The following is a 19,424-nucleotide window of genomic DNA, read 5'->3' on the forward strand; positions in this document are numbered from 1 at the left end:
GCGGTAGGTTTGACAGTGTTTTAAGCATGGATATGCGGTCGTCAACCGTTTCACCTAAGCCAATAATACCACCGCTGCAAACGCTTATTTTGGCTTTGCGCACATTATGCAAGGTTTGCAAGCGATCATCGTAAGTGCGGGTGGTTATAATACGTTTATAATCTTCTTCGGATGTGTCAAGGTTATGATTGTAGGCATATAAACCTGCATCTGCAAGGCGTTGTGCCTGGTCTTCGGTAAGCATACCCAGGGTACAGCAAACTTCCATATCCAGCTCATTAACCGCTTTAACCATATCAATTACCTTGTCAAAATCGCGGTTATCACGTACTTCGCGCCATGCGGCACCCATACATAGCCGTGAAGCACCACCGGCCTTGGCACGTTGCGCTACGGCAACCACTTCGTCCTTAGGCATAATAGCATGTACATCAACACCTGTATTATAACGTGCAGCCTGCGGACAGTATGCGCAATCCTCAGGGCAGCCGCCTGTTTTTATAGATATCAGCGAGCTTATCTGTACCTCGGCATAATCCTTATTTTCGCGGTGGATGGTTGCCGCACGGTAAATAAGATCAAGTAACGGGGTGTTATATATTTCGGTAATTTCTTCTTTTGTCCAGTTGTATCGTACTTCGGTCATGTATAGTTTTATTAATTGTCCAATAACATTCGCACCTCAGTCTTTAGCGAAGGTAAATGATTGATTATTATATTCCATATTTGCTCCGGTTGTATAGAGTCATAGCCATGAATAATTTTATTTCTAGTATCTACAATTCTCCGTGCATCAGTTATTTTTATATTATCGTCGATTTTAAGTAATGCATTCACTGCTTCACCAATAATTTCTATATTTCTTTCAACAGCCTGCTGAAGCATTAAATTATCTCTAAAGTTTTCGAATGATTTTGGTTCTCCAATAAACCTTCAACATTTTCAATACTGCTTTGTATGTCAAAAAGATATTTTTTTATCTCACGCTGCATATATTAATTGTTTCTTCTCATTGATGTCTTCAATTAAATAAGGGTTTTTTAGTGAGGTTTCTACTAATAAGTCAACTTCCCGGTTAAATATATCACGCAAGGTATCATGTATATTCCACCATATCCTACCCTTTTCAACAGACTCAATCCCCTCTTCAAAATTAATGAGCAGATCTATATCACTTTCCTCATTGAAATTATTGCCGATTACAGAACCAAAGGCATACGCACTTTTGATCTTATTTTCCTTAAAAACCTTAGTTATTGAAGGTAAATGAGTTTGTATTATCGGGTGAAGCATGATAATTATTAAAAAATCAAATTTACTTATAAAAGCAATATTTATCGTTAATGATGTAATAAAAACTTGGTGGCTAAAAAAAGCGGCAGTAAAAACCCGGCGCAATCAGTAAAGGTGGTTATAATGATTGACGATGCTACCGCAGGATCAATCCCTACCCGTTTTAATACCAGCGGAATGGACGCTCCGGTGAGCCCCGCTATTACCAGGTTACCTGTCATCGCCAAAAATAAAACCAAACCTAATAATGGGTCTGCATCATAAAATATGGCAATGCCAAATACTATCAGCCCATTAGCAGCTCCATTTAACAAGCCTACCAAAAATTCTTTGAGCACGGTATTATAGGCCTGATTATCGGTCAAATCACTTAATGATATACGTCTTACAGTTACAGCCAGTGCCTGCGTTGCCGCATTACCACCCATACCTGCAATAATGGTCATATAAGCCGCTATGGTTGGTATTTGTGCAACTGTTGAATCAAAATGCCGGATAATAGATGCCGCCAAATAGGCCGTAGCTAAATTAATAACCAACCAGGGTAAGCGGCTTTTTACCGCGTCTTTCCAGTTACCGCTCAGTTCCTCATCCTCTGATACACCGGATATTTTTAACATATCCTCGGTGCTTTCCTGCTCCATGACGTCAATAATATCATCAACGGTAATGCGGCCCAGCAGTTTCATATTATCATCAACCACAGGAATAGCGGTAAGGTTATATTGCGATATTAGTTTGGCTACTTCTTCCTGGTCAAGATCGGCTTTAACATATACAGGGTCCGCAATTAAAATGCTTTTTATTTTGGCGTTGGCATGTGCCTTAATTATGCTTTTTATAGAAACTACACCCTGTAAGGTATCGTTGTCGTCAACCACATAAATGGTATAAAACTCCTCCATTTCTTCTGATTGACGGATGATCTCATCCAGCGCGCCCTTTTTGTCCAGCCTAATATTAACTTTGATGAGTTCGGAGTTCATTAACCCCCCGGCAGTATTCTCATCATAACTCATTAAGGCGCGGATACTGGTGGCGTCATCCTGGTCAATATCCTCCAGTATTTCCCTCTGCTCGTGTTCTTCTAACTGCGAAATAATGTCGGTAGCATCATCATAATCCAGTTCTTCAACTATCTCCGAACGTTTTTCAGGATGAAGATTTATTAATAATTCGCCGGGACGATGTTCTTCGTCCATTTCGGCAATTACTTCTGACGCGATATCAGCCGGAAGTATATTGATGATCTTCTCGCGGGCCTCCTGGGGTAGTTTTTCAAATAATATGGCAATTTCCGAAGCATGATACTCCTTTAATACGGCCTTTAGTTCCGCGTCATTTCCGTCAAGCGCGGTTTTAATGCGCAGCAGGTCGGTCTTATCTATTTCAAAGGATTGCATACCCGACTAAAATAAGCATTTATGCCTGTAAACGTGGAATATTTGTTGGCATTTAGAAAGTTCAGTATTGTTAAACGCTTCGTAAGTAAACAGCTTTTACGCTTTCTATTTTATCTAAACTGGTTAAAATATTGTTAACCTGTGTTTTACGTATAGTCACTTCAATATTGCAGTCATTATCAAATTGCTGTGACAGCATAGTTATCCCTTCCTCTTTTAGCAAGCGCATAATATCATTCATTTGGATGTAGGTAAAATTGATCTGATAAATATCATTTACCGTCTTCTCAATTATAATCGCCTGGTTAAGTACATCTTCCGTAGCTTGTTTATAGGCATTAATTAAACCCGGCACACCTAATAAGGTACCACCAAAATAACGTACCACTACTACGAGTACATTGGTTAGTTCGCGCGAAAGTAAAGTGTTAAGTATTGGCCTACCGGCGGTACCGGCCGGTTCGCCATCATCATTAAATTTAAAAACCGAACGATCAGTGCTTAACCGCATGGCCCAGCAATGATGGTTTGCTTTGGGGTGATGTGCTTTTAGCATTGTTACAATTGCCTTTATTTCCTGCTCGGAAGATATAGGATAAGCAAAAGCCATGAATTTGCTGCCGCGATCGCGAAACAGGCCCGCACAAGGTGTTTCAATGGTGCGATAAGTATCATCAAACAGCATTAATAAATTTATTTGACAGCACCAGTACGGCTACAAGCGTAAAAAATATAGCTATTTTATTGATGATACTTAGTTTTTCGTTAAAAATCAACAAAGCAACCAGTGTACCCAGAGTTATAATGCCAATGTTTATTGCCAGGAAAAAACCTGATGGCTGAGTATCCAAAGCTTTCATGCCTTTTAAATAAAAAAACACCCGGCCAAAATTAGCAAACCCCAGCACACAGCCGATTAATACATGAGGCACTGAAAAACGTGTTTTTTTGCGTGCTATTTGTATAGCTACAAATAGCATTGAAACAATAAATGCCATTACAAATGTTATAAATAACGACGTTGTATCAGGCGAGTTTTTAATAAGTATCAATTTATCTGTCAAAACGTCAACAAGGCCAACCCCCATAAAAATTATTAGCAGATAAAACCATGCTCCGGTTGATTTTTTGGCCCCTCGCCCCTTTTTCCAGGGGATAGCGCATATAATAGCTATTAAACTAAGCGCTATGCCTAACAATTGGCTATGGTTAAGCACCTTGCCAAACCATAAAAACGAGAATATAAGTGGAACTACTAATGAAAGCCGTGTGGCAATAATTGTTAAAATAATACCAGTAGCCTGTATGCTTGATTTGATCAGCATAAACATTACAGGCATTAATACAGCCAATAAAATATAATTATAGTTTGATAAGGTAGATGATAAAACACCTGTAGTTATATGTGGTTTGTAAACCAGCCAGGTAACAACAACAACCGAGAAATAACTCCAGGTTACGGCTTGTAAAACATCAATATGGTACCGCTTGGCTAGTTTTAACAGCACCAAAATAATTACACTGCAGCAAATACTTAAAATAACAAATAACATAGGTATTATTAATTATAAACAACCTGCAATTTATCGTTGCCCGATAAATGCTCTTCGTTAACATCACCGTTCACCTGCGGGGCCTTAATGCCATTTATTAAATTATTTCTTCCTGTAAAAATACGTGCTTCGTCCCACAAACCGGCTTCTATAAAACTATTAAGCGTAAATGCACCACCCTCAATAATTATTGATTGTATATCCTGCAAGTATAACTGGTATAAAATATATTGCGGCACAAACCGGTCAAAATCTTCCAATGCAATATATTTGTTTTTACCCTTAATAGTTGTTTCTATTTCGTTAAAAATAAATGTTTCAACAGTTTCATCAAAAATATGCATGCTGCTATCTAATTCCAACCTACGATCAATAATAACACGTTTAGGGTTTTTCCCGACACCAAAGCGCACGTTAAGCTGCGGGTTATCAATAGCCGCGGTATTTTTGCCCACTAATATAGCATCTTCTTCGCCGCGCCATTGGTGCACCAGTTTGTGTGTTTCAGGGCCGGTTATCCAATATTGCTTTTTATCTTCGGGCGCAAAAAAACCATCGGCGGTTTGTGCCCATTTTAAAATAATATAGGGGCGGTGCTTTTGCACCCGCGTAAAAAACCTGCGATTAAGCCATCTGCACTCTTCTTCTAAAACACCGGTTATTACTTTTATTCCGGCGGCTTCCAATTTTTCAATACCCTTACCGTCAACCTGATCAAAAGGATCGCGGCAGCCAATAACTACCGTAGGTACCTGGTGTTTAATGATTAGATCAGCACAAGGCGGCGTTTTTCCGTAATGCGCACAGGGCTCTAACGATACATATATAACGGACTGTCTAAGTAAATCAGCCGCATTATCGAACTTGCTAATTACCTGGTTTATGGCATTTACTTCGGCATGTGCCTGCCCGTATTGTTCGTGGTAACCTTCGCCAATAATTTTGTTATCATGTACTATTACTGCGCCAACCATTGGGTTGGGGCTAACATTACCCATACCTAAAGCAGCAAGTTCCAGACAACGGCGCATATATATTTGATGCTGATGCATACTACAAAAGTAGCTTTTATGTTACTTTGTTGTGTGAAAACAATAAATGATGTATTTCAATCTTTCCGCCACGAATTGGATGAGCTATATAACTCCAATGAAACAGAGGCACTTACTTTGTGGGTGGTTAGCGAAATAATGGAAATATCGAAAGCCTCAACCAAAGCTTTTCCTGAAAAAGAACTCACGGTATTGCAACAGGAGTTATTATCGTCAATGTTGATGGAACTCAAAACGGGCAAACCATTGCAATACATACTGGGTTATACGGAGTTTTATGGATTAAGGTTTGTTGTTAATACCTCAACCCTCATACCCCGCCCCGAAACTGAAGAATTGGTTGAATGGGCGTTGAACAGTTGGCAGGTAGCAGTTGGTAGTAAAAAGTGGGCAGTCGGCAGTGGGCAGTCATCACATGGTATTTTAGATATAGGTACCGGTAGCGGCTGTATTGCTATAAGCCTGAAAAAACATTTACCCCTTGCTAAAGTGATGGCTATGGACATATCGCCGGAAGCGTTACAGGTAGCTAAAACCAACGCCCAGTTAAATGAGGTGGAAATTGATTTTGTTGAGGCCGATATTTTAACTCACCAATCACCAATCACCAATCACTGCTCACTAATAATCAGTAACCCACCCTACGTTACTCCTGCTGATAAGCAACAAATGCATGTTAATGTTGTTGATTTTGAACCGCATACTGCTTTGTTTGTGCCGCAAGATGATCCGTTGTTATTTTACAGGGCCATTGCAGCTTATGCCATAAATAATTTAATACCGGGCGGCCTGTTGTTTTTAGAGATAAATGAAAGCTACGGCAATGAAACGGTTGAGCTTTTAAACGATAGCGGGTTTAAAGGCATTGAGCTAAGAAAAGACATGAGCGGCCGCGATCGTATGATAAAAGCCGTTTTATAAAACTAACTTACAGTTTTCGGCGTATTTTCTTTTAACAACGGTTATGAAAAAACTACTCGCTATTTTGTTATCTGTAACCTGCTTTGGTGCCTACGCACAGGATTCATTAGGTTACTATAATCAATCGCGCGAGCATATAAAACTAACCGGCATGAAAGTTTTAGGGAGTTGGGCCGCTGGAAACATTGCTATTGGTGGCATAAGCAGCTTTAATACAACCGGGTCAACCAAATATTTTCACCAAATGAACGCCTTTTGGAACCTTGTTAATCTGGGCGCTGCCACCAGCGGTTATCTCAGTTCGCAAAAAAATAAAAACAAGACGCTTACTGCTGATGAGGTACTAATGGAACAGCGTAAAATTGAAAAAATCTTCCTGGTTAACGGCGCACTGGATGTTGCCTACATTGGTGGCGGGGCCTATCTCAATAATCGTGGTATAAATAATAATGACGATAAGTTAAAAGGTTATGGCTCATCAATTATATTACAGGGTGCTTTTCTTTTGTTATTTGACGCCACTATGTACACCTCCGAAAAGCGCAATGGCAAAAAGCTGGTGCAATTTTTACAAACCCACCCGGTTAATTTTGATGGACATAAAATAGGCATGGTGTTTAAACTTTAAAAAATTACTTCTACCCTTTTTTACTACCGTATACATTTACCGTAATACGGCTGGTATGTGTTATGCCAAAGGTGTTTCCGGGAGTAATATCCAGATAAGCTCGTAAATAGCCATCCATTATAGCCTTCATAGTTTGCGGGTATGACTTTTCAATATCGGGCATTAATGATTTGTCAAAATGCATTTGCCCTTTATCGTCAACTTTAATGGTAAATGAATAGTAAAAATCAGTATAGGCATGTTTAATTTTAATATTATACTCCGGGTACATGTAAGCATCGGTTGTACTATACCTGTTTTGCTCATCGCCTATAACTTTTACTTTTTCAACTGTTACGTAAGGACTTTTACTTTTTAATACAACAGGTTCGCGTGCGGCAAATACACTATCAATATGCGTATTTGCCTGTGCCGACATCTTTTTTACAAACAGTGTATCCTGTCTATCCGGTTTTTGCAGATTGGCCGGGGTAGTTTTTAAAACATTTTTTATATAATCATCTGCGTAAAAGGTCATATAAACCGTTGATCTTACTAAATAGATAACATTAGTACCAACATCCATCACCTGAAAAACCGCGCTATCTTTAGTAAGTTTTTTTGCGCGGAGCCAGGTTCGTGCTACGAAAAATATGGAATCATGGTCGTTGGTTATTTTAAAAGTTGCAAAGCCATTTTTTTGGGGACTATATACGCTCGCGCTATCGTCTGATAAAAAAGTCATCTTCCACGTAGGTTCAACAACATAACCATATTTATCAACTGACCGCCCGGTGCTATGCCTCCTTTTAACCTCGATAAAATGTATGCCCCATACAGGTTTAAAAGTTACTTTATGCAGGTCAGGTTGTTGGTATTTGGTATTGCATCCGTAGTAAATACAGGCAATTGAAATTAAAAGGATATATAATAGATTTTGCTTTGTAGTTGACAGCATTGTTACTTAATACAAGCCTCAAATTTAAAATAAAAACGCCTTTAGCTATCACTAAAGGCGTTTTATAAAGTAATATTTAAGCTATATTATACAGACCGTTTGCGGTTAAGCATAAATATATCTTCATGCACCGCTTAAATCACCGCTATTCAGATGCTTCTTCCCCCTCTTTGCCTAACTCAACAATATCGCCATTCTGAAAAAGTATAGCTTTAAGCGTTTCGCGCCATACCGTTTTTTTACGAAGCAAAAATTCAAGGTCCATACCAAAATGCTTAAACTCTTCATGTTGTGCATTTTGCATAATAGCTTTGGCTTGTTTATCCTTTTCAACAGATATACGCTGCTCGTACCAGTTAATAGCTTCTGCTTCTTCGGTTAATGATACTATCATGCGGGCAAACGTGCGCGTTTCGTCAGACAGTTCGTTTACGGGTTCGTGGTATTGATCAAATGACATATGCTTATGTGTTTTTCCTAATAAAGAAAAAAAGGGTGAATTTGTTTTTCAATAAATTCCCGCAACATTAACTTATATTTGTTAAGCTACAGTTTATGAAAGAACTACAGGACATAGTACAGGCATTTGATACAGCAATAAGCCAGGGCAAACAAACGGCTTTAGCTACGGTGGTACACGTGGAGGGTTCATCCTACCGCCGTGCCGGTGCACGTATGCTGATAACCGAGGATGGCCAACTTACCGGTGCCATAAGTGGCGGGTGTCTTGAAGGCGATGCCCTGCGCAAAGCCCGTCTGGTGATGACCCAAAACCGTTCCATGCTGGTTACTTACGATACCACCGATGATGACGATGCTAAATTTGGCGTTGGCCTGGGTTGCAACGGAATTATACATATATTGATTGAACCCATTTTTACTAATAAGCAGGATAACCCCATAGCGTTATTTAAGTTATTTTTAAGCAAACGTCAGGCGGTAGTGCTGATAACCATATTTTCGTTGAGTGATAAACAGGCCAATCAACCCGGCACCTGTGTATTAATGACGGCTGACGAAAGGCTGCGCGGATCATTCCCTGATGAAGATATAAAAGATGCGTTGCTGGATGATGCCAAGGATGTGCTTAAACACGGTAATTCGGTAACCAAAACCTATCTATATGGCGATAAATTTACCTGCTTTATAGAATTACTGGAACCAACGGTGTCATTAATAATATTTGGCGCAGGTAATGACGCTATCCCGCTGGTGCAACTGGCGGATGTTTTGGGCTGGCATGTTACCCTAATAGATGGCCGCGCCAATTATGCGGTATCCGCCCGTTTTCCGTTGGCTAAACGTATCATCATAGCCAAACCCGAACAAGCTTTGGCCCAGTTAAATATTGACAAGCGCACCGTTTTTGTGTTGATGACGCATAATTACAATTACGATATGGCCATGTTAAAGCAATTATTGCCTTTACAGTTAACCTACGTAGCTTGTTTAGGTCCTAAAAAACGTCTGGACCGTATGCTTGACGAACTGCGCGATGAAGGTTTAAATATTACCGATGAGCAGTTAGAAAGCATTTATGGCCCGGCCGGTTTAGATATTGGTGCCGAAACGTCCGACGAAATAGCACTATCTATATTATCTGAAATGCAGGCCGTATTAAAAAAACGCAGGGGTACTCCACTGCGCGAAAAGGCAATTATTCATAACCGCCAGGCAAACCTGATCATCCAGCAGGAGCGTCCGGCTATAGTTATTAAATCCTGCTGATGATAGGGGTTGTTATTTTAGCTGCCGGATCATCAAGTCGTTTAGGTAAACCTAAGCAAAATCTTGTTTTTCAAGGCAATACACTTTTGCAACGTACTGTAAAAACTGCTTTAGCTGCGGATGCCGACGAGGTAATAGTGATATTGGGAGCCAATAGCGAGAGCATAAAGCCTACACTAACCGATAAAAACATACGAATAATTCAAAACGCCGACTGGCAGGAAGGTATGGCTTCATCAATAAGACATGGTTTATCGACTTTGCTAAAAATAAACCCGCAATTACGCTCGGTAATTTTAATGCTTTGCGATCAGCCTTTTGCTGATATATCCATTATTAACCAACTCATAAAAGCTGCCTCAACCGAAAAAACCATAGTAGCCAGTGCCTATAACGGTACAATTGGCCCACCTGCCCTGTTCACTAAACTCTACTTTGACGAATTATTAAACCTTCAAGGCAATGAAGGCGCTAAAAAGCTATTGTTAAAATATGGCAATGATGTTTATAAAGTACCTTTCCCATTAGGAACGATAGACATTGACACTATTGGAGATTTTGAACGGCTGGAGATTGGGAGTTAAGTTAAAGTGTCATCTCGAACGACAGTGAGAGATCTATACACGTGCTAAACAGTCAGTACTACTTGTGTATAGATTTCTCGTTATCACTCGAAATGACAGGGTATTTAATTTTACTTAGCCGTAAACTTATAAATAGTTTGTGTTTTATACACTTCACCCGGTTTAAGCGTGGTCGAAGCAAAGTTAGGCTGGTTAGGCGCGTCAGGGAAATGCTGGGTTTCCATAGCAAAAGCAGTTTGTTTACCGTCTTTCTTTCCGCCGCGTATAGTATTAAAGCCGCCCATTCCATTTCCGGTATACAGTTGCATACCCGGTTCCGCTGTATAAACATCCATTTCAATGCCGCTTTTATCGCCCTTTACGCGGGCTATGGGGGTTTTAATGGTATGCTTATTTAAGGCAAAGTTATGGTCAATACCTCCGCCAAATTTTAACTGTTCGTTATCAGTATGTATGTTTTTGCCAAGCGGGGTAAACGTAGTAAAATCAAACGGGGTACCTTTTACCGGTTCTAATTTTCCTGTCGGGATCAACGTACGGTCAACCGGGGTATAGTTATCAGCATCAATTTGTACTAAATGATCAAGTATGGTTCCGCTACCCTCGCCATTTAAATTAAAATAAGCATGGTTGGTTAAGTTTACTACGGTAGTTTTATCTGTGGTTGCTTCATAGCTTATATGTATGGCATTGTCCTCTGTCAACTGATAGGTCACCTTAGCTTTTAAATTTCCGGGGAAACCTTCTTCCATATCAGCAGACAGGTAAGTAAACTCAACAGTATGCGAATCAACCTGCTTGCCATCCCATACCTGCGCGCTAAAGCCTTTACGGCCACCGTGTAAGGTGTTAGGGCGGTTATTTGCGGCCAGGGTATATTCCTGTCCGTCTAAAGTAAACTTAGCCTTGGCTATACGGTTGCCAAAACGGCCAACTGTTGCACCATAATAGGACCCTGCTGTTTTTTGATAACCTTCCATGTTATCAAAACCCAATACTACACTAACCAGATTGCCGGTTTTATCGGGCACTAAAGCGCTTACCAGGTGTGCACCATAATTGGTTACGGCTACCTGCATGCCCTTTTTATTTTTCATGGTAAATAAGTGGGTTTGTTTCCCATCAATTGTTCTTTCAAATGCCGATGCGGCGGGTAAAGCCGCATGGGCGGTAGTATCAGTCATATTAATAGTAGTAGTTGTTGTAATAAGATTAGTTATTGGGGTGCTATAAGCCGCCAAAGATAATAAGCAAGCCGGTAATATGGTAGCCGCGAAATTTTTTATTGATAACCGCATGAATTTATTTTTATAGGTTTTTATCGATTGGTTGATTTAGGTTGATCAAAAATGATAAAAAAATCCAAATACAACATCTGTAATTTGTAACAATAATATAATTAAAACCCTAACCCACCCATATCAACCACCGCCGACTCGCATATATAAGTTGGTACAATGCCTGTAGCTCTTATCCTTGTATCAGCATCTTGCGGCAAGGTATTGCCCGATAATACTAATACGGTATCGAGTCCAAATTTATTTCCGCCCAAAATATCCGTGCGTAGTGTATCCCCTACCATTACAATATCTTTTTTATTTATGGGTCGCTGGTCGCGTATCAGGTCATAAGCAAACATAAACATTTGCGAATCGGGTTTACCAAAACGAATAAACTCCCTGCCTACTATATTTTCAATCATGTGGGCAATACCGCCTATGGCAATGTTTACATCGCTAATTGTAAGCGGGTAAGCATGGTCAGTATTAGCCACAATAGCCGGGATTGTACGTTTACGCAGCAAATTAACCGTTTTATTAAGATCTCGGCACCAGTCAAATCCCTCATCATCTAAAAAAATAAGTGCATTAACTTTGTCAATATTTGTGTCATTAATCTCGCTTACCGGTAACGTATGCAAGCCAGAACTCTCAATATAGTGTGCCGAATTTTCAGTACCCAGGTAAGCAACAATACCATCCTGTACCTTTAAATCGAGATATTCCTTAGTTAGCATACCCGAAGACACAATGCAATCCTGTGATATGGCATGCAAGCCCATTTTATGATATGAATCTGCCAGCTGTGCCGGGCTGCGCGATGCATCATTGGTAACTATATAGTATTCCTTTTTTTGCTCTTTAAGGTATGCAAACGTATTCTCAATGTCGGGTACAAGGCCCTGATAGGTTTTTATAACACCAAACGCATCAAAAAATATCACATCGTACTGATCAATTATAGATTTAAAGTTGTCAATTCGCTGCATTATTTTTTATGATGATGTTTAAGTATGCAATATAATCTATTTGTTGCTTATCAGCTTAGTTTAAGTGCATCAAGCAATATGTCTGCATCAAAATCCCTGTCTACCGATGGCAGATAGATATCAAAAGCCTCTGCCTGTAGTTTTTTAGCATATTGGGCATTAAAAAAGTATTTACCGTCTTTGATTACATAGTTCAATATAAAAAAGCGGTACATCTCTTTTAAAAACCTTACCTCATTAGCTGTTAAAGGGTTTATTTTATGATACTCTTTAAGGAACAATATAAAGCCCTCTTCATTCATCGTATCTATGAGGTAGCTAAACACGGTTTTATCGCCCGCGGCAGATACCACCCTGCTTAAAAAATAAAAATCAAGTATGCGGTAACTCATCCTAAACCAATCATAATCCCAACGCGAGTATAAATTGAGATTAGAGTCTACCGAGAAATTGCCTATGTTCCAGTCAATAAAAACCGGCAGTATCTCAAAGGTTTTCATATTGTATTTTGAGCGGTTACGCAAAAAAGCTTCGCAATGAAACTTTAAAAAATCGGCCTGCATAGCTGTGCCAAATTTCTTCTCGTCGGTTTCGAGTTGATGAAGCAAGGCATAAATATCCGTACGCAACGTTTTTGATGATTTGGGCAGCACATTTTTTATACGTGAGCAGGCTTTATGAAATTTACCTATCTGCTGGCCCAGTTTAACAATATAGTGCTCATCAAGCTTACGGGGCAGCCTGTTCAATATACGGGTAGGATTATAAAAAACTACCCAGGCATCGGTTTTACCCTGTTTGTAGTGATAAATATATACCCGGTTATTTTTTAATAATGATTTGGTAAGTACGTTCTCAAAGGGGTAAAGCAGGTTATTTGATAAGCTGTGAATAATACGATGATCTTCTTTAAAATACTCGTATTTACCAAAATATGAGAATTTAGCAATAACAATGTCTTCATCATCAAAAGTTATTCTGAACACCTGGTTAGTAGACACCATGGCACTGATATCTTCAATACTTTTGATCTTCTTTGAAGCATCATACCCCTCCCACGCTTTTTTTATAATTACCGAATAGTCCATTTTCTATTTCCCCACAAAGGGCACAAAGATATAACACATCAACAACTGAATGAATAATATGATTTATATTATTTCAAAATAGCGTTTCAGTTCCCAGTCGGTTACACTTTTACCAAATTGGCGGCACTCCCATAGCCGGGTTTGTGTAAAATGCTCAGTAAATGCTTCGCCAAAAAGTTCTTTCGCTATTGTGGAGTTTTGCATTGCTATGGTTGCCTCATATAAATTTGAGGCCAGTTTACCGTTACGGGTATCCTGGTAACCACTACCCACCGTTGCCGGAATGGTTAAAGGCAGTTTATTTTTAATGCCATACAGGCCGGAAGCCAGCGCCGCCGAGAGTGCCAGATAAGGGTTGGTGTCTGAACCGGGAATACGTGTTTCAAGTCGTGTTAGCTTATTAGTCAGGTTCAATACTCTTAATGCTGTAGTACGGTTATCCAGCCCCCAGGTTATGGTGGTGGGCGCCCATGCGCCGTCAACCAGGCGTTTATAGCTATTTATAGTGGGCGCATACATGGGTAATATATGGGGTAAACAGTATAACTGCCCGGCCAGGTAATGTTTAAACAGGTCGCTCATGCTATTTTCATCCGTCTCGCTGTAAAATAAGTTTTCAACCTTATCCGGGCTCCACAAACTTTGATGCACATGGCCGCTGCAACCCGGTAAACCGGCGTTCCATTTAGCCATAAATGAGGCCATTATACTATGTTTATAAGCGATTTCTTTTACGGCTGCTTTTAGCAGAACAGCCTTATCTGCTGCCGCTATAACATGGTCATGAATTATCGCGGCCTCGTATACACCCGGTCCTGTTTCGGTATGCAATCCTTCTAACGGAATATTAAACTGGCCCAATAAATCAAACAGGTCAGTATAAAATTCATTTTGTTGTGAGGTGCGTAGTATAGAGTAACCAAACATACCCGGTGTTAATGGCTCGGGGTTTACATAGTTTTTATCCTTTAGGCTTTGAGGTGTCTCCTTAAAATTGAACCACTCAAATTCCTGGGCAAATTCCGGATGATAACCCATAGCTTCACATTGCGCAGCAATACGTTTCAGCAAACTACGCGGACAGGCCGACAAATCATTACCATCAGGATTGCTAAAATCAGCTAAGAAAAAGGGGATATTCCCCTGCCAGGGTATGGTGCGAAAGGTTGACAGATCAATGCGGCAGGGTTTATCAGGGTATCCGGTATGCCAGCCGGTTAGTTGTACATTATCATAACAGGCATCGTTGCTGTCCCAGCCAAAAACTACATCGCAAAAGCCATAGCCGCTTTGCAGTCCGTCAATAAATTTTTGTTGATGAATTACTTTGCCACGCAACACGCCGTCGATATCGGCAAAGGCAAATTTTATTTTTTGCTGATTATTCTCTTGTAAATAGTCAATGATTTGTTGTTCGTTCATCGTAATAGGCAAAAAGAATGTATTATGCAGCAATATAATACAAAAACAGCGTATTTTGTGTTAAAAAAGACAAATCCATTGTCATTTCGAACTAGGGACTAGGAGAAATCTATACACATAAAAATCCGAACTTGTGTATAGATTTCTCTCTACGTTCGAAATGACAAGTAGCTAATATTATGATAAACAAACTATTCATCTACGGCTCATTACTGGAAACTGATAACGAATTTGGACGGTACCTTAAGCAATATGCTGTTTACTTTAAGCCGGGTAAATTTAAAGGTAAACTATATGATGTTGGTGAATACCCGGGAGCTATAACCTACCCTGCCGGCGATTACTTTGTGCATGGTAGTATTGTGATATTAAACAATATAACCGAAGCTTTAAAGCGCCTTGATGATTACGAAGGTTACGGCGACGATCAATTGCAGCCCAATCTTTTTATTCGCAAATTACTAACTATTACTACTGATGATAAAGCTGTTAAATGCTGGGTGTACCTATACAACCACCAGATAAGCCAGCTTAAGCAGATATATTCGGGCGATTATTTGAGCTATAAAAAGGCATAAAAAAATCCTTCCCGATTGCTCAGGAAGGATCTATAATTTATACTAAAGCTTAATTAAACTTTAGCTGTTTTTACAGTTTTTATAATAACCGCAGCTACTTTGTATGGATCAGCAGCAGAGTTAGGACGACGATCTTCCAGGTAACCGCTCCAGTTGTGGTCAACTGCGTAAAGAGGGATACGGATAGAAGCACCACGGTCAGATACACCATAGCTAAAGTCGGTAATTGAAGCTGTTTCGTGTTTACCTGTTAAACGTTGATCATTATCAGCGCCGTATACAGCAATACACTCAGCAACTGCAGGACGGAAAGCCTCGCAAACTGCTTTAAATTTAGCTTCGCTGTTAGCAGTACGTAATAATGTATTGGAGAAGTTAGCATGCATACCTGAACCATTCCAATCTAATTGGCCCAATGGTTTGCAATGCCAGTTAATTGATACTCCGTATTTCTCGCCAATTCTTTCTAACAAATAACGTGCAACCCAAATTTGGTCGCCGGCTTCTTTAGCGCCTTTAGCAAATATCTGGAACTCCCATTGTCCGGCAGCAACTTCTCCATTTATACCTTCCACGTTCAAACCTGCATCTAAACATACGTCTAAGTGTTCTTCAACAATTTCGCGACCGTAAGCATTGTTTGCACCTACAGAACAGTAGTACGGGCCTTGCGGACCTGGGTAACCACCTGCCGGGAAACCAAGCGGTTTGTTAGTTGCCGGATCCCAAAGGAAATACTCCTGCTCAAAACCAAACCAGAAATCATTATCATCATCTTGTATCAATGCACGGCCGTTTGACTCATGTGGCTTACCTTTTGAATCCAAAACTTCGCACATTACAAGGTGCGCGTCTTTTCTTTGCGGATCAGGACAGGTAAACACTGGTTTTAAGATACAATCTGATGAGCCACCCGGTGCCTGTTCAGTTGATGAGCCATCAAAGCTCCAATTGTCAAGGTCTTCAACCTTGCCGCTAAATGATTTAACAATTTTTGTTTTGCTACGCAAGCTTTGTGTTGGTTTGTAACCATCCAGCCAGATGTACTCTAATTTAGTTGCCATTGTTTAAAATTTTTGTAAAGTTGATTTCAAATTATGCTTTTTGTAATGTTAACGTGCGTTATTACGACAAATTTATATTAATATTTCTATTTTTTGCAAAATTTATCACAAAAACATAAAAAAAATATAAAATAGCCTAAAAAGATGTTCTACTACAGCCAAAAAACGCAATTAGGCCACAAAAAAAATACATTCTAATGATTTTTATCATTTTTTAAAGCTAAGATCTACGATAATTACCTATAATTAAATAAATCATAAAAATCACCGTGTTTATATTTACATCTCAATTATTAATATAATGTAGAGTAGCGCGAATTATTTGTGGCCGGCAGGTAATTTTTTCTGTTTAACATAATGCTTCACGCTACTTTACTATTTTTTTATTAAAATTGCGCCTGTTTAGTTTCCTTCTATAAAATAAAAATACTATGAAAATAACTGTTGTTGGTGCCGGAGCTGTTGGCGCTACTTGCGCGGATAATATCGCGAGAAAAGAATTAGCTGAAGAACTTATATTATTAGACATCCGCGAAGGTTTTGCCGAAGGCAAGGCTATTGATATGATGCAAACCTCGGCGCTATTAGAGTTTGATACCAAAATTAAAGGTGTAACCAACGATTACGCCGCTACGGCCGATTCGGAAGTGGTAGTTATAACCTCGGGCCTGCCGCGTAAACCCGGAATGACCCGCGAGGAGTTAATTGGTGTTAACGCAGGTATTGTAAAAAGCGTTACCGAGAACATTTTAAAGCATTCGCCAAATACTATTATTATCGTGGTTTCAAACCCGATGGATACCATGAACTATTTAACGCTGAAAACCTCAGGCTTACCTAAAAACCGTATTATAGGTATGGGCGGCGCTTTAGATTCGGCACGTTTTAAATATTACTTGAGCCAGGAGCTTAACTGCTCTCCCGCCGATTTGAACGCTGTAGTTATTGGCGGTCACGGTGATACCACCATGATTCCATTAATTAACCACGCTACCTGGAACAGTATACCGGTTACACAGTTTTTAAGCGCCGAGCAACAGGAAAAAGTAGTTAAAGCTACTATGGTGGGTGGTGCTACTTTAACCGGCCTTATAGGGACATCAGCGTGGTACGCACCGGGTGCGGGTACCGCGTTTATGGTTGAAGCGATTGTGCGCGACCAAAAGAAACTACTTTCATGCGGGGTTGCTTTAGATGGCGAGTACCAGCAAAAAGATATCTCATTAGTAGTGCCGGTAATTTTAGGCAAAAACGGCTGGGAAAAAATTGTTGACTTTAAACTTAGCGCCGACGAGCAGGCTACCTTTAACAAAAGCGCCGATGCCGTACGTGCCATGAATAATGTATTAGCTGATAGCAAGCTGATCTAAGCATTCAAAAACCATTATATTTAAAAGGCTTTATCGTTTGATAAAGCCTTTTTTGTTGATAACAGCGGGGGTCTCATCCTTGAGCCTGTCGAAGGATGTGCGCGTGTGGCCTTTGCCCTCATGGTTCGACGTGGATCCACCATGACAACGCACCTTAATTCTTGCTGCGTTTTTTTTGGTAAAATGGTTTACAAAGGTTTACATAATTAAAAAATAATTAGGTAATTAATTGACAATCAATTTATTAATAAAAAAGGATGTAAACCCTATTGCACCTATATTTTACTAATAATCACTCCCAGTAGTGTAACTTTAGCGCAACTTAAATTAGTTCGCACAATAAACTGTATTTCAATAGGATAAGGCAAGAATAAAACACTTTTTGAGCCTCGCCAAAAAATCCAGTATCTTTACATTATAACCAGACCTTTTATACCATTTGGCTTAAAACCAATTTATCGATAATAAACTGAAATAGAAATGGACCTATACGGACAAAAAAGCAAAAGTACCCCACAGAAGATCACCATTCATTTATTAGAGATATTATTATTAATGCTTTCCTATTGGATATTATTTCAAAGCGGCGGGGATTGGTGTCAAAGATATTTGCACATCCAAAACGCAACAGGAAATCCGGTCAGAAGAATAATTATTTTTACATTTAATATGATCATTTTTTTGCGCCTTGCTTATATGATGGTCTTTCTGTTAAAACGGAAAATTCCCTGGGAAGAAAGTATAAGTGTCCCGTTAGCCTTTGCGCTTTACTATATTGGTTTCCCGTTGTTTGTATTACCGGTTTCGGCACCTATTGACGGGCTTGATTACTTTGGCCTTGCGCTGTTCTTAACAGGATGTTTGTTGAACACTGCCAGCGAAATAAAACGGGACCGATGGAAAAAACTCCCCGGGCACGAAGGAAAAATGTATACAGCGGGTTTGTTTAAATATTCAAGGCACATCAATTATTTTGGCGATATTTTATGGGTCACGGCTTATGCCATACTCACAAAAAACGGGTACGCCGCCACCATTCCCATTTTCCTTTTCTGTTTTTTCGCTTTTTATAACGCGCCGAAACTTGACAACTATCTCGAAAAAAAATATGGCGAAGATTATGAGACCTACGCCAAAAAAACCAAGATGTTGATTCCGTTTATTTATTAAAAAGGTGGAAATAACTACAAAGACACAAGAACCCCAACTATAACCCCACTACATTCTTGCACCAGCTTGGGAGATACGACACTCCTATAAGTTTGGCTAAAGCCAACCCGTCTTCATCTTTATTCCGTCCCATAAATGGGCCGGCAATGAATTTAATTGCAGCAGCTATTATAAAATGTCAATTAAATAAATAAAATAAAAAATCATTGCCGTTGGTTTTAACCAACGGCAATGAATAGATACAACAATATTGGCTTTAGCCTAAATAATGCAGGAGAAATTAGGACAGTCCTAATTTGCAATCCCCGGGGCACAGTATACTATTCTATGAAAAATCCTTGCGGATATGCGGATTGCAAATCCG

General features: G+C 39.6%; 21 protein-coding genes. 7 read left to right on the top strand and 14 right to left on the bottom strand.

The annotated features are described in order from the left end of the window. The 7 genes from bioB to ribD all read right to left on the bottom strand — a co-directional run. A partial coding sequence (bioB, locus tag ABI367_RS03860; RefSeq protein WP_462230915.1) for a biotin synthase BioB occupies positions 1-646 on the bottom strand: 646 nt, incomplete at its 3' end. Between the two features lie 11 nt (positions 647-657). After that, positions 658-927 carry a HepT-like ribonuclease domain-containing protein gene (locus ABI367_RS03865; protein WP_462258016.1) on the bottom strand — a complete coding sequence of 90 codons (270 nt, stop codon included), beginning with the start codon at positions 925-927 and terminating at the stop codon, positions 658-660. Positions 928-981: 54 nt separating this feature from the next. After that, on the bottom strand, positions 982-1,293 hold the full coding sequence (locus tag ABI367_RS03870; RefSeq protein WP_462230919.1) for a nucleotidyltransferase family protein: 312 nt from the start codon (positions 1,291-1,293) through the stop codon (positions 982-984). A 47-nt stretch (positions 1,294-1,340) separates the two neighbouring features. Continuing rightward, on the bottom strand, positions 1,341-2,696 hold the full coding sequence (mgtE, locus tag ABI367_RS03875; RefSeq protein ID WP_462230921.1) for a magnesium transporter: 1,356 nt from the start codon (positions 2,694-2,696) through the stop codon (positions 1,341-1,343). A 70-nt stretch (positions 2,697-2,766) separates the two neighbouring features. Further along, positions 2,767-3,381, bottom strand: a complete 615-nt coding sequence (locus ABI367_RS03880) for an IMPACT family protein (protein ID WP_462230923.1) — start codon at positions 3,379-3,381, stop codon at positions 2,767-2,769. Next, positions 3,371-4,249, bottom strand: coding sequence for an EamA/RhaT family transporter (locus ABI367_RS03885; protein ID WP_462230925.1), 879 nt, complete (start codon positions 4,247-4,249; stop codon positions 3,371-3,373). Before ABI367_RS03885 ends, ABI367_RS03880 begins: the two co-directional genes overlap by 11 nt. A gap of 8 nt (positions 4,250-4,257) precedes the next feature. Further along, positions 4,258-5,301 (bottom strand): bifunctional diaminohydroxyphosphoribosylaminopyrimidine deaminase/5-amino-6-(5-phosphoribosylamino)uracil reductase RibD, encoded by a 1,044-nt coding sequence (ribD, locus tag ABI367_RS03890; protein WP_462230927.1) that lies wholly within the window; start codon positions 5,299-5,301, stop codon positions 4,258-4,260. Positions 5,302-5,334: 33 nt separating this feature from the next. Between ribD and prmC the strand changes: the two genes are divergently transcribed. Together prmC and ABI367_RS03900 are read left to right on the top strand one after the other, a co-directional pair. Further along, positions 5,335-6,222: a peptide chain release factor N(5)-glutamine methyltransferase gene (prmC, locus tag ABI367_RS03895; RefSeq protein ID WP_462230929.1), complete on the top strand. Its 888-nt coding sequence runs from the start codon at positions 5,335-5,337 to the stop codon at positions 6,220-6,222. A gap of 43 nt (positions 6,223-6,265) precedes the next feature. After that, on the top strand, positions 6,266-6,850 hold the full coding sequence (locus tag ABI367_RS03900; protein WP_462230931.1) for a DUF6992 family protein: 585 nt from the start codon (positions 6,266-6,268) through the stop codon (positions 6,848-6,850). A gap of 10 nt (positions 6,851-6,860) precedes the next feature. Here the strand turns inward: ABI367_RS03900 and ABI367_RS03905 are convergent, their stop codons facing one another. Together ABI367_RS03905 and ABI367_RS03910 are read right to left on the bottom strand one after the other, a co-directional pair. Beyond that, positions 6,861-7,787: a hypothetical protein gene (locus ABI367_RS03905; RefSeq protein ID WP_462230933.1), complete on the bottom strand. Its 927-nt coding sequence runs from the start codon at positions 7,785-7,787 to the stop codon at positions 6,861-6,863. 145 nt (positions 7,788-7,932) lie between these two features. Further along, positions 7,933-8,247, bottom strand: coding sequence for a ferritin family protein (locus ABI367_RS03910; RefSeq protein ID WP_462230935.1), 315 nt, complete (start codon positions 8,245-8,247; stop codon positions 7,933-7,935). 95 nt (positions 8,248-8,342) lie between these two features. Here ABI367_RS03910 and ABI367_RS03915 point away from each other — a divergent pair, with 95 nt between their 5' ends. Both ABI367_RS03915 and ABI367_RS03920 read left to right on the top strand, forming a co-directional pair. Then, positions 8,343-9,515 (top strand): XdhC family protein, encoded by a 1,173-nt coding sequence (locus tag ABI367_RS03915; protein ID WP_462230937.1) that lies wholly within the window; start codon positions 8,343-8,345, stop codon positions 9,513-9,515. Next, complete coding sequence (locus tag ABI367_RS03920; protein WP_462230939.1) at positions 9,515-10,099, top strand: nucleotidyltransferase family protein; 585 nt, start codon at positions 9,515-9,517, stop codon at positions 10,097-10,099. Before ABI367_RS03915 ends, ABI367_RS03920 begins: the two co-directional genes overlap by 1 nt. A gap of 110 nt (positions 10,100-10,209) precedes the next feature. Here ABI367_RS03920 and ABI367_RS03925 read toward each other — a convergent pair whose 3' ends face one another. The 4 genes from ABI367_RS03925 to ABI367_RS03940 form a co-directional block, all read right to left on the bottom strand. After that, positions 10,210-11,397: an aldose epimerase family protein gene (locus ABI367_RS03925; protein ID WP_462230941.1), complete on the bottom strand. Its 1,188-nt coding sequence runs from the start codon at positions 11,395-11,397 to the stop codon at positions 10,210-10,212. A 101-nt stretch (positions 11,398-11,498) separates the two neighbouring features. Next, entirely contained in the window at positions 11,499-12,368 is an 870-nt protein-coding gene (locus ABI367_RS03930) for an HAD-IIA family hydrolase (protein WP_462230943.1), read from the bottom strand. Positions 12,369-12,418: 50 nt separating this feature from the next. Further along, positions 12,419-13,456: a hypothetical protein gene (locus ABI367_RS03935; RefSeq protein ID WP_462230945.1), complete on the bottom strand. Its 1,038-nt coding sequence runs from the start codon at positions 13,454-13,456 to the stop codon at positions 12,419-12,421. A 63-nt stretch (positions 13,457-13,519) separates the two neighbouring features. After that, entirely contained in the window at positions 13,520-14,878 is a 1,359-nt protein-coding gene (locus tag ABI367_RS03940) for a glutamine synthetase family protein (protein ID WP_462230947.1), read from the bottom strand. A gap of 179 nt (positions 14,879-15,057) precedes the next feature. On the opposite strand from ABI367_RS03940, the gene ABI367_RS03945 reads away from it, so the two are divergent. Next, the gene (locus ABI367_RS03945; protein ID WP_462230949.1) at positions 15,058-15,456 is read left to right on the top strand and encodes a gamma-glutamylcyclotransferase family protein; all 399 of its coding nucleotides are present in this window, start codon (positions 15,058-15,060) and stop codon (positions 15,454-15,456) included. A 53-nt stretch (positions 15,457-15,509) separates the two neighbouring features. Here the strand turns inward: ABI367_RS03945 and ABI367_RS03950 are convergent, their stop codons facing one another. After that, on the bottom strand, positions 15,510-16,520 hold the full coding sequence (locus tag ABI367_RS03950; RefSeq protein ID WP_462230951.1) for a glutamine synthetase beta-grasp domain-containing protein: 1,011 nt from the start codon (positions 16,518-16,520) through the stop codon (positions 15,510-15,512). A 431-nt stretch (positions 16,521-16,951) separates the two neighbouring features. Here ABI367_RS03950 and mdh point away from each other — a divergent pair, with 431 nt between their 5' ends. Both mdh and ABI367_RS03960 read left to right on the top strand, forming a co-directional pair. After that, positions 16,952-17,890 carry a malate dehydrogenase gene (gene mdh, locus ABI367_RS03955; protein ID WP_462230953.1) on the top strand — a complete coding sequence of 313 codons (939 nt, stop codon included), beginning with the start codon at positions 16,952-16,954 and terminating at the stop codon, positions 17,888-17,890. Positions 17,891-18,370: 480 nt separating this feature from the next. After that, positions 18,371-19,060, top strand: coding sequence for a DUF1295 domain-containing protein (locus tag ABI367_RS03960; protein ID WP_462230955.1), 690 nt, complete (start codon positions 18,371-18,373; stop codon positions 19,058-19,060). Positions 19,061-19,424: the final 364 nt, after the last annotated feature.

It is taken from the genome of Mucilaginibacter sp. (genome assembly GCF_039935595.1).
Lineage (GTDB): Bacteria > Bacteroidota > Bacteroidia > Sphingobacteriales > Sphingobacteriaceae > Mucilaginibacter.